The organism is Sphingobium sp. ZW T5_29, from assembly GCF_044987515.1.
Lineage (GTDB): Bacteria > Pseudomonadota > Alphaproteobacteria > Sphingomonadales > Sphingomonadaceae > Sphingobium.
This window is the reverse complement of the sequence record NZ_JBJDRM010000003.1, coordinates 186,360-200,624: the sequence shown is the minus strand read 5'-3', so window position 1 is coordinate 200,624 and position 14,265 is coordinate 186,360. Positions and strand designations below refer to the sequence as shown.

9 protein-coding genes are annotated in these 14,265 nt (G+C 63.7%); 7 read left to right on the top strand and 2 right to left on the bottom strand.

Annotation, left to right across the window (positions count from 1 at the left end; translation table 11 throughout):
* Positions 1–3 precede the first annotated feature (3 nt).
* From ACI3KQ_RS03515 to ACI3KQ_RS03495, 5 genes are all read left to right on the top strand, one after another.
* The gene (locus ACI3KQ_RS03515) at positions 4–2,334 is read left to right on the top strand and encodes a DNA translocase FtsK 4TM domain-containing protein (protein WP_404954836.1); all 2,331 of its coding nucleotides are present in this window, start codon (positions 4–6) and stop codon (positions 2,332–2,334) included.
* 309 nt (positions 2,335–2,643) lie between these two features.
* Positions 2,644–3,279 carry a LolA family protein gene (locus ACI3KQ_RS03510; RefSeq protein WP_404954834.1) on the top strand — a complete coding sequence of 212 codons (636 nt, stop codon included), beginning with the start codon at positions 2,644–2,646 and terminating at the stop codon, positions 3,277–3,279.
* Positions 3,280–3,572: 293 nt separating this feature from the next.
* Positions 3,573–4,370, top strand: a complete 798-nt coding sequence (gene xth, locus ACI3KQ_RS03505; protein WP_167302554.1) for an exodeoxyribonuclease III — start codon at positions 3,573–3,575, stop codon at positions 4,368–4,370.
* Entirely contained in the window at positions 4,370–5,428 is a 1,059-nt protein-coding gene (ribA, locus tag ACI3KQ_RS03500; protein WP_404954831.1) for a GTP cyclohydrolase II, read from the top strand. The genes xth and ribA overlap by 1 nt, the downstream gene beginning before the upstream one ends.
* A complete protein-coding gene (locus ACI3KQ_RS03495; protein ID WP_404954829.1) occupies positions 5,425–5,925 on the top strand; it encodes a L,D-transpeptidase in 501 nt (166 codons plus the stop codon). The genes ribA and ACI3KQ_RS03495 overlap by 4 nt, the downstream gene beginning before the upstream one ends.
* Here the strand turns inward: ACI3KQ_RS03495 and ACI3KQ_RS03490 are convergent.
* Both ACI3KQ_RS03490 and mutS read right to left on the bottom strand, forming a co-directional pair.
* The gene (locus ACI3KQ_RS03490) at positions 5,922–8,684 is read right to left on the bottom strand and encodes a [protein-PII] uridylyltransferase (protein ID WP_404954827.1); all 2,763 of its coding nucleotides are present in this window, start codon (positions 8,682–8,684) and stop codon (positions 5,922–5,924) included. The two genes, ACI3KQ_RS03495 and ACI3KQ_RS03490, sit on opposite strands and share 4 nt — an antisense overlap.
* A 9-nt stretch (positions 8,685–8,693) precedes the next feature.
* The gene (gene mutS / locus ACI3KQ_RS03485) at positions 8,694–11,345 is read right to left on the bottom strand and encodes a DNA mismatch repair protein MutS (RefSeq protein WP_404954825.1); all 2,652 of its coding nucleotides are present in this window, start codon (positions 11,343–11,345) and stop codon (positions 8,694–8,696) included.
* Positions 11,346–11,470: 125 nt separating this feature from the next.
* On the opposite strand from mutS, the gene ACI3KQ_RS03480 reads away from it, so the two are divergent.
* Together ACI3KQ_RS03480 and ACI3KQ_RS03475 are read left to right on the top strand one after the other, a co-directional pair.
* Positions 11,471–13,732: an NADP-dependent malic enzyme gene (locus tag ACI3KQ_RS03480; protein ID WP_404954823.1), complete on the top strand. Its 2,262-nt coding sequence runs from the start codon at positions 11,471–11,473 to the stop codon at positions 13,730–13,732.
* Positions 13,733–13,757: 25 nt separating this feature from the next.
* Positions 13,758–14,252 (top strand): flavin reductase family protein, encoded by a 495-nt coding sequence (locus ACI3KQ_RS03475; RefSeq protein ID WP_404954821.1) that lies wholly within the window; start codon positions 13,758–13,760, stop codon positions 14,250–14,252.
* Positions 14,253–14,265 lie beyond the last annotated feature (13 nt).

The window sequence follows — 14,265 nt, the reverse complement described above, 5'->3', positions numbered from 1 at the left end:
GCCATGGCTGTCAGCCGCGGAGCCAAGCGCACGCCGGAATGGCGCGAAATGCTGAAACGCAGCCTGATCCGAAGCGGAGCTTTGATCAGCGCGATCACGCTGATGCTGGCGACGTTGTTCCTGGCGCTCGCGCTGCTGAGCTTTCGGCTGAGCGACCCTTCGATGATGACCGTGGCCGACAATCACGTCCAGAATATCATGGGTCTGCCCGGTGCATGGGTGTCCGCTCTGCTCCTGACCCTGCTGGGCGTGCCGGTCGCACTCATATTGCCGTTGCTGGCGATCACCGCCCGCCGTTTGTGGGGCGATCAGGACATGGCCGACTGGAAAGCCCAATTCGGCAAATGCCTGCTGGGCATAGCCATGGTCAGCATCGGGCTGGCGATGTTCCAGCCTGATTCCCTGATCGACCTGCCATCGGGCTGGGGCGGGTTGGTGGGACTGGCGACGGCCAGCGGCGTTCGCAGCCTTACCGCGCAGGCTCCGGCGGCGCAGGGCTGGATCACCGGCATCCTGATCGTCCTGATGCTGATCAGCGGCTTTTTCATCTGGTATCGCAGCCTGGCGCTGGAAAAGCCGATCATCGCGCTGCGGCGTCCAACATTGCCGCAACTCAACCTGCCCAGGCCCAGCTTTGCCCTGACAGGGAGCGCATCCGCAGCTGCCCAGTCCGACGCTGACGACGATGATGACGTCGAAGACCGCGTCATCGCACCCCGCCGCGCGGTGACTAGCGAACCCAAGCCGCCCATCAATATCCAGACGCCCCGACCCGCGCCTGCCCAGCGGCAGATGGCGCCCGTGTCGCAGGACGATCTGTTCGGCAACAGCTCGCTGCCCTCAGCCGATCTTCTCAATCCCATTCCCGCCAGTCAGGGGCAGAAAATCGACAAGGCCGCGCTGGAGCGCAACGCCCGGCTGCTCGAAAGCGTGCTCGACGACTTCCATGTGAAGGGCAACATTGTCGAGGTGCGTCCCGGCCCCGTCGTCACCATGTATGAACTGGAACCTGCGCCCGGCATCAAGGCGAGCCGCGTGATCGCGCTGGCCGACGACATCGCCCGCAACATGTCGGCGCTTTCTGCGCGCGTGGCGACGATTCCCGGTCGCACCGTGATCGGCATCGAACTGCCCAACGCCAATCGCGAAGGCGTGTCCTTTCGCGAACTGGTTACGTCGGAACAATTCGGGCAGGACGCGACCCTGCCGATCATCCTGGGCAAGAATATTTCCGGCGAACCGATCATCGCCGACCTGGCGCCCATGCCTCACCTGTTGATCGCGGGTACGACCGGTTCGGGCAAGTCGGTCGGTCTCAACGCCATGATCCTGTCCTTGCTCTACCGCATGACGCCGGACCAGCTGCGCCTGATCATGATCGATCCCAAGATGTTGGAATTGTCGACCTATGACGACATCCCGCATCTCCTGTCGCCCGTCGTCACCGAACCGAACAAGGCGATCCGCGCGCTCAAATGGGCGGTGGAACAGATGGAGGATCGCTATCGCATGATGGCGTCCATCTCCGTCCGCAATCTTGCCAATTATAATGAAAAGGTGCGGGCGGCGAAGGCCAAGGGCAAGCCGCTGGGCCGCCGCGTCCAGACCGGCTACGACCCCGAAACCGGCAAGCCGATCTACGAAGAGGAACAGCTGGATTTCCAGCCGCTGCCACAGATCGTGGTGGTCGTGGACGAGCTGGCCGACCTCATGATGACGGCGGGCAAGGAAGTGGAATTCCTGATCCAGCGTCTGGCGCAAAAGGCGCGGGCGGCGGGCATCCACCTGATCCTCGCGACGCAGCGCCCGTCGGTCGATGTCATCACCGGCGTCATCAAGGCGAACCTGCCGACCCGCATCAGTTTCTTCGTGACATCAAAGATCGACAGCCGCACCATCTTGGGTGAACAGGGCGCCGAACAGTTGCTGGGCAAGGGCGACATGCTCTACATGCATGGCGGCAAGGGGCTGATGCGCGTCCATGGTCCCTTCGTTTCGGATGATGAGGTCCGGTTGGTCGCCGATCATTGGCGCGCCCAGGGACAGCCCGACTATATCGCCGCCGTCACCGAAGAGCCGGAGGAAGGCAGCTTCGCGCTGGATGGCGTCGACCTGGGCGACGATAGCCCGGACGCCCAGCTGTTCCGCAAGGCCTGTCAGCTGGTTTTCGAAAATCAAAAGGCATCGACCAGCTGGCTGCAGCGCCAGTTGCGCATCGGCTATAACAGCGCGGCCCGCCTAATCGAGCGCATGGAGGAAGAAGGTCTGGTGGGGCCCCCCAATCATGTCGGGCGGCGCGAGGTGCTGCGCGATGAGAATGGAAGCCCACTTTAAGGGAAAATGAACGAGGGCGTTTCATTGATTGCAAAAAGCGCAATCGTGAACGCCCCTTTCGCATTTGCGACGGGAAGCTGAATCAGGGAAAAGGGACCTGCCTTTCAGGCATCCTCTCCTAAAACTTTTCAGGCTGGTCTTCGGACCGGCCTTTTTTTTGCTTTGCCGCCGTCTGTTCCAGAAGGACGGCGGCGGCGCAACAGAGTTGCTCTTCGCGCCAAACCTGTCTCAAAGGGAACGAGACAGTTCAGAGCGGGTTCAAACCCCGCCCGTTAGGTAAATCATCAGAACAACAGCGGAGAAGACTGCATGAAGCGCATCGTAGCGCCCCTGATCATGGCCCTGGCCGCTGCACCTGTGCTGCTGCCGGTGGCTACCGCCGCCGCTCAGCAAGCCCAGCAGCTCGACCGGGTCAACGCCTATATTCGTGGCGTCACCACGATGACGGCTGATTTCACCCAGACCGATCGCAACGGCCAGACACTCAGCGGTAAGCTGACGATCAAGCAGCCCGGCAAGATCCGCTTTCAGTATCAAAAGGGCGTCCCCCTGCTGATCGTCGGCGACGGCAAGGCGCTTACCATGATCGATTATGAAGTGCGGCAGGTCCAGCGCTGGCCCATCGGCAATTCGCCGCTCGGCGCGCTGATCGATCCGAAAAAGGACCTGTCGAAATTCGGCAAGGTCGTTCAGACCGGCGATCCGTCGGTGCTGAGCGTGCAGGCGCGCGATCCGCGTCGTCCCGAATTCGGCACGATCACCATGATCTTCAAACGTGATCCGTCCGGCCCGGCAGGACTTCAGCTTTATGGATGGGTCGCGCTGGATTCGCAGAATAACCGGACGTCCGTGCGGCTTTCCAACCATGCCTATGGCGTGCCGGTGTCCGATTCTACCTTCCGCTGGAATGATCCCCGGCCAAAGGGCCGCGCTGCGGGAGGGTGAATCGCTCCATCTGCGCGATGGACGGAAAAACCGTCGGCATTGTTCATCTGCCGCTCATATGAGGACCCCTAATAGGAAGTCCACGGCGAGGGACGAAGACCGGGATTTCCCCCCTGTTACCCGGAACTCACTCTCTCCGCGAAGCGCTTCAAGGGCGCGATCGAGACCCCCGTTCCATGCCCCCGGAGCGGGGGTCTTACTTTGTGGATGCGCCACAACTTCGTCGCCGTGGAATTGAGGGCGTGAACCTGCCGCAGCTTGCACCGCTCGCCGCAGGGTCCTAGTGGACCTTTATGCCGCAAACACTCAGCATCGCGTCCTGGAATATCAACAGCGTTCGCGCCCGGCTCGACATCGTCGAACATTTCCTGAGGGAAGAAGCGCCGGACATATTATGTCTTCAGGAAACCAAGGTGGTGAACGACATTTTCCCCGCCGCGCATTTCCGCCAGCTGGGCTATCAGCATCAGGTGCTGAACGGTCAGCGGATGCACCATGGCGTCGCGATCCTTTCCAAGGTGCCGATGTGGGAAGATGACCGGCTCGACTGGCAGGCCAATGGCGAAGCACGTCATGTCGGCGTGCGGCTCGACAATGGGGTCAGGATCGAAAATGTCTATGTGCCCGCCGGCGGCGATGTGCCGGATCGCACCGTCAATCCGAAGTTCGGCCAAAAAATCGACTTTCTTGAACGGATGATCGAATGGTCCTCACAGTTGGAGGATAAGCCCACCATCCTGACCGGCGATTTCAACGTCGCCCCGATGGAATGCGACGTGTGGAGCCACAAGCAACTGCTGAATGTCGTCAGCCACACCCCCATCGAATGCGAAATCCTGGCGCGCCTGCAGGATTCGAACGATTGGGTCGATATTGGCCGCCGATTTTACCCCGCGCCTGAACGGCTCTATACTTGGTGGAGCTATCGCGCCCGCGACTGGGCGGAATCGGATCGCGGGCGGCGGCTGGACCATATGTGGATGACGCAGGACGTGGCGGACAAGGCGATCAGCCACCGTGTCGTCGAACCCGCGCGCGGCTGGATCAAGCCGTCGGACCATATCCCGATCATCACGGAATTCGCTTTCTGATGGGCGCGCGCGCCGCTGCTCGCGCCATTGACGCGCTACGACGGGGCTGGGCGGTGACGGTCAGCGCCGCCGATGGCGCAATCCGGGTAATGGCGGTCGAAGGAGCGGACGCGGTAACCCTGTCCGATTTCGACCCGACCGCCAAAGCGGACATATTGATCGCGGCTGCGCGGGGCGAAACCTTGAAGCTGGCAAACCAGCTCGCCGCCGCTGATCCCGACATGCCCGTGCTGATTGCCCGTGCGCCATGGATCGACGGCGATGTTGCGATGACGATCGCGGACCCGGTGATGGATCTCGCGTCACCACTGAAGGGGCCGTTCTCCGCCAAGCCGCTGGCTGCCCCGCTCGCCGCCAAGACCAGCCTGAAACTCGCGCGGCTTGCCGGAATATTGCCCGCATTTTTCGTGACCTCCACCGGCGCCAGCGAAGCGGAAGTCGCCGCTGAAGATGTCGATGCCTATGACGATGCCTCGCACCTGGCCATCGCAACACGGGCGCGGCTGCCGGTATCCACCAGCGAAACGGCGGAAATCGTCGCATTCCGCAGTCCCGATGAACCGCGCGAACATGTCGCGCTGGTAATCGGCAAGCGCGACGATTCCCTGCCGGTTGTTCGCCTGCACAGCGAATGCCTGACCGGCGATGTGCTGGGCAGCCTGAAATGCGATTGTGGACCGCAATTGCATCAGGCCCTGCACCAGATTGCAGGATCGCGCTGGGGTGTGCTGCTATATTTGCGGCAGGAAGGGCGCGGCATCGGCCTGATCAACAAGCTGCGCGCCTATGCCTTGCAGGACCAGGGTTTCGACACGGTGGACGCCAATGTCCGGCTGGGCTTTGCCATCGACGCGCGCGATTTTTCGGTGGCGGCGCGAATGCTGGACCTGCTGGGCGTGGCTCAGGTGCGATTGCTGACCAACAATCCCAACAAGGTCGCGGGATTGGAGGCGGCAGGTATCAAGGTGGCGGAACGCCTGCCGATCATCCTGCCCGCCAACCCGCATAATGAACATTATCTGGCGACCAAGCGCGACCGCACGGGACATCAATTGTGACGGCGATCCGCGTCGATTGCGCAGCCGGCAGGCTCCGCTTCGGCGCGATCGACATGCCCTGCACCATCGGTCGGGGCGGCGTCTGCGCTGCGGTGGACAAGCGGGAAGGCGACGGCTGCACGCCGCTGGGGTCCTGGCCGGTGCGCGGCGTCTTGCTGCGACCGGGCAGGGCGGCGCCCGATGGCATCCGGCTGCCATGGCGCTGGATCAGGGAAGGGGACGGCTGGTCGGACGATCCGGCTGACCCTGCCTATAATCGGCCAGTGCAGTTGCCGCGCCCATTTTCAGCCGAATCGCTGCTGCGCGATGATGATGCCTATGACGTGATCGTCGTGCTGGGCCATAATGACGCACCACCGGTGCCGGGGCAGGGGAGCGCGATCTTCTTCCACCTGTCGGAAGGGCGGCCCACCGCTGGCTGCGTCGCCGTGGAGCGGGCTGACATGCTGAAGCTGTTGCCGCTGCTCGCGCCGGGCGACGTGATGGAAATCAGCTAGGCCCGCTCCAGCGTTTCATTAACACCGCCGCCTGCCGCTTCCAGCATCCTGCGCTCCAGCGTCTGCAATCGCCCCTTGCTCTCAATCTTCCCGCCCAGCAGGTCGGTCACATAGAAAGTATCGACCGCCCGCTCGCCATAGGTGGCGACATGGGCGCTGTGGACAGTCACCTTGGACTGGAACAACGCGTTGGCCAGGCTGAACAGCAGGGCAGGGCGGTCGCGGGCGTTGACTTCGATCACGGTGAACCTGTTCGACGCCTTGTTGTCGATCAGAACATTGGGTTCGATGCGAAATGCTTCCGCGCGGGTGCGGGGCAGGGGGCGCGCTTCCAGCCTCGTGATCATGCGATGGCGGTTCGACAGGGCGTCTTCGATGCCGTTGCGGATGCGGGTGAGTTGGTCGGGGCTGTGGAAAGCGCCGCCCAACGGGTCCTGCACCAGGAAATTGTCGACCGCCACGCCGTCGCGCGTGGTGTGGATGCGCGCATCGATGATGTTGCCGCCTGCCAGATGGATTGCGCCCGCGATACGGTAGAACAGGCCCGGATGATCGGCGGCATAGACGGTGATCAGGGTCGCGCCTCGCTGCGGATAATATTGCGCCGCGATCGACAGCTGGGACCCGGTCGACGCCAGTATGTGCTGGGCATTGTGGATCAATATGTCCTCAGGCTCGGCAATCCAGTAGGATTCGGGCAGCCGCTTGGCCAGCGCCGCAAAGTCGGTTGCCGTCAGCCCCAACGCTTGCCGCAACGCCTCCTGCTTGGCGGCGACCCGCTCGCTCCGGCCCTTTTGCTTGTGACCCAGGCGCAGCACTTCTTCGGCGGCCTCATATAGGTCGGACAATAATTGCCGTTTCCAGCTGTTCCAAACGCCCGGACCAACCGCGCGGATATCGACGACCGTCAGGCACAGCAGCAGGCGCAGGCGCTCAGGGCTCTGCACCACCTCCACGAAATCCAGGATCGTCTTGTAATCGGCCAGGTCGCGTTTGAACGCTGTGGCCGACATCAGCAGATGATAGCGGACCAGCCAGGCGACCGTTTCCGTTTCGGCGGCGGTCATGCCCAGGCGCGGGCACAGATGTTCGGCGACCTCCGCCCCCAGGACGCTGTGATCGCCGCCACGACCCTTGGCGATGTCGTGCAGCAACACCGCAACATACAGCGCTCGCCGCGAAATCAGCTTGCCCATCAGCGTGGTCATCAGCGGGTGATCCTGCGCCAGATCGCCCTTTTCAATCTTGGCCAGCAGGCCCACGGCGCGGATCGTGTGTTCGTCGACCGTATAATGATGGTACATGTCGAACTGCATCTGCGCGACGACGCGGCGGAAATCGGGGACGAAACGGCCAAAAACGGTGGATTCGTTCATCCATCGCAGCACCGTTTCGGGGTCGCGGGGCGATGTCAGCACATCCATGAATGCGGCATTGGCGCGCGGGTCGCGCCTGATCTTCGCGGTGATCAGGCCAGCGTCCCGGCTGGCCGTCCGCATCGCGCTGGGATGGATGGCCAGCCCGTGACGGTCGGCGACGGCGAATATTTCCAGCAACCGGACGGGGTCGGCCTTGAAGAAATCGTCGTCGGGCAGGGCAAGGCGCCCCCGGTCCAGCACGAACCCGTCCAGCTTCTTGGGACGACGGAACATCGCCGGGATATAGCGGCGGCCCTTCGCGCCCAGCTGGTCATCCAGATGCGCCAGGAACACGGCGGTAAGGTCGCCGACGATTTTCGCGTTCAGGAAATAATAGCGCATGAAACGCTCCACCCCGGACCGGCCCTGCCGTCCGGTGAAGTGCATGCGCGTCGCCGTTTCCAGCTGCAGGTCGAATGTCAGACGGTCTTCGGCCCGCCCTGTGATCATGTGCAAATGGCATCGCACCGCCCACAGGAAATCCTCTGCCTTCTGGAACTGGCGCAGTTCGACCTGCGTCAACAGGCCCACATCGACCAGGTCCGCGACGGACCGGACGCGGTTCACATATTTGCCGATCCAGAACAGCGTGTGCAGGTCGCGCAGCCCGCCTTTGCCTTCCTTGACATTGGGTTCGACCACATAGCGGCTGTCGCCCATCCGGCGATGTCGCTCGTCGCGTTCCTCCAGCTTTTCCGTCACGAACGCGCGGGCCGTGCCCTGCATTATTTCGGCGTCGAACCGCTTGGCCGATTCTTCGTAAAGGGCGCGATCGCCCCAGATGTAGCGCGCCTCCAGCAAGGCGGTGCGCACGGTCAGGTCCGATTTGGCCATGCGCATCGTTTCGTCCAGCGACCGGCTGGAATGGCCGACCTTCAGACCCAGGTCCCACAGCGAATAGAGCATGGATTCGATGACCTGCTCGGTCCACCCGGTCGGCTTCCATGGCGTGATGAAGGCGATGTCGACGTCGCTGTGCGGCGCCATTTCGCCCCGGCCATATCCGCCCACGGCCAACAGGGCCAGCCGTTCGCCCGTGCTGCGGTTGCTGGCGGGATAAAGATGATGGGTGGTCGCGTCGTACAGCACGCGCAATATCTGGTCGATCAGAAAGGCAAAGGCGCTCACGGCCTCCCGCCCCTTGGTCGGCTTCGCGTCAAGCCGACGGGCGACTTCCAGCCGACCTTCGTCCAGCGCGCCTTTCAGTTCCTTCACGATCAATCCGCGCAGCTTCATCGTGTCGCCTCGATGGTCCTGCGCCAGGGCGTTGATGCTGTCGGAAATAGCGCGGCGGTCGATGATCGCCCGGCGCGATCCCAATGTGGGGAACTGCATGACCATGACTCTAATCTAGTCCTCGCCCGACGCTGCGGCCAGTTGTTTCAGCCGGTATAATTGATCCAGCGCCTCGCGCGGCGACAGGGCGTCCACGTCGATGGCGTCGATTGCGGCGCGCAGCGGATCGGCCTTTTCCTCGTCCTGGGCCGCGGCGGCGGCGAACAGCGGCAGGTCATCCAGCCCCGCGGCGATCCCGCCGGTCTTTGCCTTCCCCGCTTCCAGTCGGGACAGGACATCCTTGGCGCGCTTCAGCACGGCGGTCGGCAACCCCGCCAGCCGCGCGACCGCCAGGCCATAGCTGCGATCCGCCGGGCCTTCGGACACTTCGTGCAGCAGGACCAGATCGCCCTTCCACTCGCGCGCGCGGACGTGATGGAGCGACAGGGACGGCAGCGTTTCGGCGAGCCGCGTCAGCTCATGATAATGGGTCGCAAACAGGCAGCGGCAACGGTTGATCTCATGCACCGCCTCCACCACCGCCCAGGCGATCGCCAGACCGTCATAGGTCGACGTGCCGCGTCCCACTTCGTCCAGGATTACGAAACTGCGTTCGGTCGCCTGGGACAGGATCGCGGCGGTTTCCACCATCTCGACCATGAAGGTCGAACGGCCGCGCGCCAGATTGTCCGATGCCCCAACCCGGCTGAACAGACGGTCGACCAGGGTCAGCGTCGCCGACTGTGCCGGGACATAGGCGCCCGCCTGCGCCAGCAGGACGATCAGCGCATTCTGCCGCAAAAATGTCGATTTACCGCCCATATTGGGACCGGTGACGAGCCAGAGCCGGTCAGCATCGCCCAGGCGGCAGTCGTTGGCGATGAAGGGCTGGCCATCGCGGCGCAGCGAATCTTCCACCACCGGATGGCGACCGCCGACAATCTCCAGACAGGGACCCTCGCCATCATCGGCCAGGAAATGGGGCCGCGCCCAGCCGCCTTCCGCCGCGCGCTCGGCCAGAGCGGCGGCGACGTCCAGCCGCGCGAGCGCGTCTGCGGCCAGCGCGATCTCGGCCTTCCGGTCCAGCACGGATGCAATCAGTTCTTCCAGATGCGACGCTTCGGCAATCAGCGCATGTGCGCCTGCCTGCGACACGCGCCCGGCCTGTTCATGCAGGTCCACCGAATTAAAGCGGACAACCCCGGCCAGCGTCTGGCGGTGGGTAAAGCCGCTGTCGGGTTGCATCAACGGGTCGGCTGCCCGTGCCGGAACCTCGACATGATAGCCCAGCACGCCATTGTGGCGGATTTTCAGGCTGGCGATGCCGGTCTGCTCGCGATATTTCGCCTCCAGCGCCGCGATGGCCCGTCGTCCGTCGCCCGCCAGACGGCGCAGTTCGTCCAGGGCGGGATCGTAACCGTCGGCGATATAGCCGCCACTGGCCGTCTCGGTCGGCGGACTGGGCACCAGCGCGCGCGAAAGGCCATCGACCAACGCGCCATGACCATCCAGCGCGGGCAGTAGTTGCGCAAGCAGCGGCGGCATGCCGGACAAGCGCGCCAGCCTTTCGCGCAGCAGCCGCGCTTCGCCCAGCCCGTCGCGCAATTGCCCCAGATCGCGGGGGCTGCCCCGACCGATGGCCACCCGCCCCAGCGCTCGCCCAATGTCGGGCAGGGCGCGCAGGGCCGCGCGCAACTGGTCGCGCAGCAACGGATCGTCGTGGAACAGCTGGACCAGCCCCAGCCGCGCTTCTATCGCGGCCCGGTCCATCAATGGCGCGGAAAGATCCTGCGCCAGCAGCCGCGCCCCGGCCCCCGTGACCGTGCGGTCGACCGCGCCCAACAGGCTGCCCGCGCGCGCGCCGCTCATCGTCGCGGTGATTTCCAGGCTTTCGCGCGTTGCCGCATCGATCGCGACATGCGCCCCGCTCGCCTTGCGCATGGGCGGCGCCAGGAAGGGCAGGGTGCCTTTGCCCGCATGGTCCAGATAGCTCAGCAGCCCGCCCATCGCCGACAGTTCCGCGCGAGAGAACTGACCAAAGCCGTCCAGCGTGGCGACGCCGAACAGGCGCTTGATCGCGGCTTCGGCCCGGCCGCTTGAAAAGGCGGCACGATCGAAGGGATGCGCTTCGGGCAGGTCCAGGCCCAGGCCTTCTGGCATCACGATTTCGCTGGGGCGCAGCCGGGCCAATTCAGCGGGCAGGTCGCCCGCGCGCAGCATCAGCGTTTCGAAACGCCCGGTCGAAATGTCGGCGGCGGCAATGCCATATTCGCCCGCGCCTTCGCCGCCGGTCTGGCAAATCGCCACCAGCATGTTGTCGCGCCGGGAATCGAGCAATGTTTCTTCGGTCAGCGTGCCCGCCGTCACATATCGGACGATGGCGCGTCCGACCAACGCCTTGGACCCGCGCGCCTTGGCTTGGGCGGGGGTTTCGGTCTGTTCGGCGATCGCGACGCGATGCCCTGCCTTGATCAGCCGGGCCAGATAGTTTTCCGCGCTGTGCACGGGCACCCCGCACATCGGGATCGGCGCGCCATCATGTTCGCCCCGGCTGGTGAGCGCGATGTCGAGCGTCGCCGCCGCCGCCTTCGCATCGTCGAAGAACAGTTCGAAAAAATCCCCCATCCGGTAAAAGAGCAGGCAATCCTGAGCCTCTCCCTTGAGCGCGAGATATTGCGCCATCATCGGCGTGGGTTGATAGGGGGCGGGATCCTTCGATGTGGGCATCGCCTACAGCCGATAGCCGCATGGCTTCGTTGAGGGAAGAGCGCGAAAAATCCGTTCTCGCGCTTGCCCACAGGCACGGCATGACGCTAGGGCCGCTAGAAGTAAAAAAGCGAATGGATGGGACTATGGCCGACAAGTCGAGTGTGGAATTTTCAGAGCGCGAGGCGCTGTTCTTCCACTCGACGGGCCGCCCGGGCAAGATTGAGATCATCGCGTCCAAACCGATGGCGACGCAGCGCGACCTTAGCCTCGCTTATTCCCCCGGCGTCGCGGTGCCGGTGCGCGCCATCGCGGAAGACCCGGCGACCGCCTACGACTATACCGCAAAGGGTAATCTGGTCGCGGTCATCTCCAACGGCACGGCGATCCTGGGCCTGGGCAATCTGGGCGCGCTCGCGTCCAAGCCGGTGATGGAAGGCAAGGCGGTCCTGTTCAAACGCTTCGCCGACGTGGACTCGATCGACATCGAGCTCAAGACCGAGGATGTCGACAAGTTCATCGATGCGGTCGAATTGATGGAGCCGACCTTTGGCGGCATCAACCTTGAAGATATCAAGGCGCCCGAATGCTTCATCATCGAACAGACGCTGAAGGAACGGATGAACATTCCGGTCTTTCATGATGACCAGCACGGCACGGCGATCATCGCGGCGGCGGGCGTCATCAACGCGGCGATGCTGACCGGCCGTGACCTAAAGGACATGAAGGTGGTGGTGAACGGGGCAGGGGCGGCCTCCATTTCCTGCACCGAACTCATCAAGGCGATTGGCGTTTCGCACAACAATGTCATCATGTGCGACAGCAAGGGCGTCATTTACCAGGGCCGCACCGAAGGCATGAACCAGTGGAAGTCGGCGCATGCGGTGAAAACCGACGCGCGCACGCTGGGCGAAGCGATCAAGGGCGCGGACGTGTTCCTGGGCCTGTCGGTCGCGGGCGCGGTGTCGCAGGACATGGTCAAGGCCATGGCTCCTCGCCCGATCATCTTCGCCATGGCCAATCCCGACCCGGAAATCACCCCACCCGACGTGCTGGAGGTGCGCCCCGACGCCATCGTCGCCACCGGACGGTCGGACTATGCCAACCAGGTCAACAACGTCCTTGGCTTCCCCTTCATCTTCCGCGGGGCGCTCGACGTGCGGGCGACGACGATCAACGAACCGATGAAGGTCGCCGCCGCGCACGCCATTGCCGAACTGGCGCGCGAACAGGTGCCTGAGGAAGTGGCCAAGGCCTATGGCCGTTCGCACAGCTTTGGCCCCGACTATATCATCCCCGCGCCCTTCGACCCGCGCCTGATGGAAGTCGTGCCCGCCGCCGTCGCGCAGGCGGCGATGGAATCGGGCGTCGCTCAAAAGCCGATTGGGGACATGGCCGTATATCGCCAGTCGCTCAAGGGCCGTCTCAATCCGACCACCTCGGTGCTGACCACCGCCTATGAAGTGGCAAAGGCGAACCCCAAGCGCGTGGTTTTCGCCGAAGCCGAAGAAGAAGTGGTGCTGCGCGCCGCCATCCAGTTCCGCGACCTTGGCTATGGCATTCCGGTGCTGGTCGGGCGGCAGAATGTCATCGAAAAGCTGCAGGCCCTGGGCGTGCGCGACCCTGAAAGCTTTGAACTGCACAACAGCGTCAATTCGCCGCTGGTGCCCGACATGGTGGACGCCCTCTACAAACGGTTGCAGCGGCGCGGCTATCTGCGACGCGATTGCGAGCGCATGGTGAACCGCGATCGCAACATCTTTGGCGCTCTGCTGGTCACCATGGGCGTCGCCGATGCGATGATCACCGGCATGACCCGGCCTTTCGCCCAGACCCTGCGCGAAGTGAAGCGGGTCATGGACCCAGCGCCGGGCCGCACGCCGTTCGGCATCCACGTCGTCATTTCGAAGGACAAGACGGTGTTCCTGGCCGATACGACGGTCAATGAACGGCCATCGGCTTGCGAACTGGCCGATATTGCGGAAGGCACCGCTGCCGTCGCTCGCCGCATGGGCCATGAACCGCGCGTCGCCTTCCTGTCCTATTCCAACTTCGGCAATCCGCCCGGCGCGCATCTGGAAAATATGCGTGACGCCATCAAGGTGCTCGACAATCGGGAAGTCGATTTCGAATATGAAGGGGAAATGGCGGCGGACGTGGCGCTCAATCCCACCGTCATGAAAAACTACCCGTTCAGCCGCCTGTCCGGTCCGGCTAATGTCCTGGTGATGCCGGGCCTGCAATCGGCCAATATCTCGGCCAAGCTGCTGCGGGAAATCGGCGGGTCCACCACCATCGGCCCGATGCTGGTCGGCATGGACAAATCGGTGCAGATCGCGACGATGTCATCCAACGCTTCGGAACTTCTGACGCTTGCGGTGCTCGCCTCGGCAGGCGTCGCGCTTTGATTTTGACGGGAACAGGCACGTGGCAATGACGGAAATAGCGGCGATCGATAGTGCAACCTTCCGCCGCGTGCTCGGCCATTATCCGACCGGCGTCTGCGTCGTGACGGCCATGGACCAGGGCGCCCCCGTCGCCATGGTGGTTGGTTCCTTCACCTCGGTCTCGCTGGACCCGCCGCTCGTCGCCTTTTTCCCTGCCAGGACGTCCACCAGCTGGCCGTTGATCGAACGAGCGGGGAAATTCTGCGTCAATGTGCTGGGTAGCGACCAGAGGCCGCTCTGCCAGCAGCTTTCCGGCAAGGGGGAGGACAGGTTTTCCGGCGTGACGCACCGTGCCTCGGCCAATGGCTCCCCCATCCTGGACGGGGTGGTCGCCTGGATCGACTGCACGCTGGACGCGGTCCATGAAGTGGGCGACCATTATATCGCCGTCGGGCGCGTCATGGCGCTGGAGGCGGGAACGCCGGGTAAACCGCTGCTATTCTTCCAGGGCGGCTATGGGGAATTCAATCCGCTGGTCTGATCTGTCGCCCCGT

What these genes read in the sequence shown, in the direction of transcription:
- ACI3KQ_RS03510 (WP_404954834.1), top strand. Translation starts at nt 2,644, where the DNA reads ATGAAGCGCATCGTAGCGCCCCTGATCATGGCCCTGGCCGCTGCACCT.
- ACI3KQ_RS03480 (WP_404954823.1), top strand. Translation starts at nt 11,471, where the DNA reads ATGGCCGACAAGTCGAGTGTGGAATTTTCAGAGCGCGAGGCGCTGTTC.
- ACI3KQ_RS03490 (WP_404954827.1), bottom strand. Translation starts at nt 8,684, where the DNA reads ATGGTCATGCAGTTCCCCACATTGGGATCGCGCCGGGCGATCATCGAC.
- xth (WP_167302554.1), top strand. Translation starts at nt 3,573, where the DNA reads ATGCCGCAAACACTCAGCATCGCGTCCTGGAATATCAACAGCGTTCGC.
- mutS (WP_404954825.1), bottom strand. Translation starts at nt 11,345, where the DNA reads ATGCCCACATCGAAGGATCCCGCCCCCTATCAACCCACGCCGATGATG.
- ACI3KQ_RS03475 (WP_404954821.1), top strand. Translation starts at nt 13,758, where the DNA reads ATGACGGAAATAGCGGCGATCGATAGTGCAACCTTCCGCCGCGTGCTC.
- ribA (WP_404954831.1), top strand. Translation starts at nt 4,370, where the DNA reads ATGGGCGCGCGCGCCGCTGCTCGCGCCATTGACGCGCTACGACGGGGC.
- ACI3KQ_RS03515 (WP_404954836.1), top strand. Translation starts at nt 4, where the DNA reads ATGGCTGTCAGCCGCGGAGCCAAGCGCACGCCGGAATGGCGCGAAATG.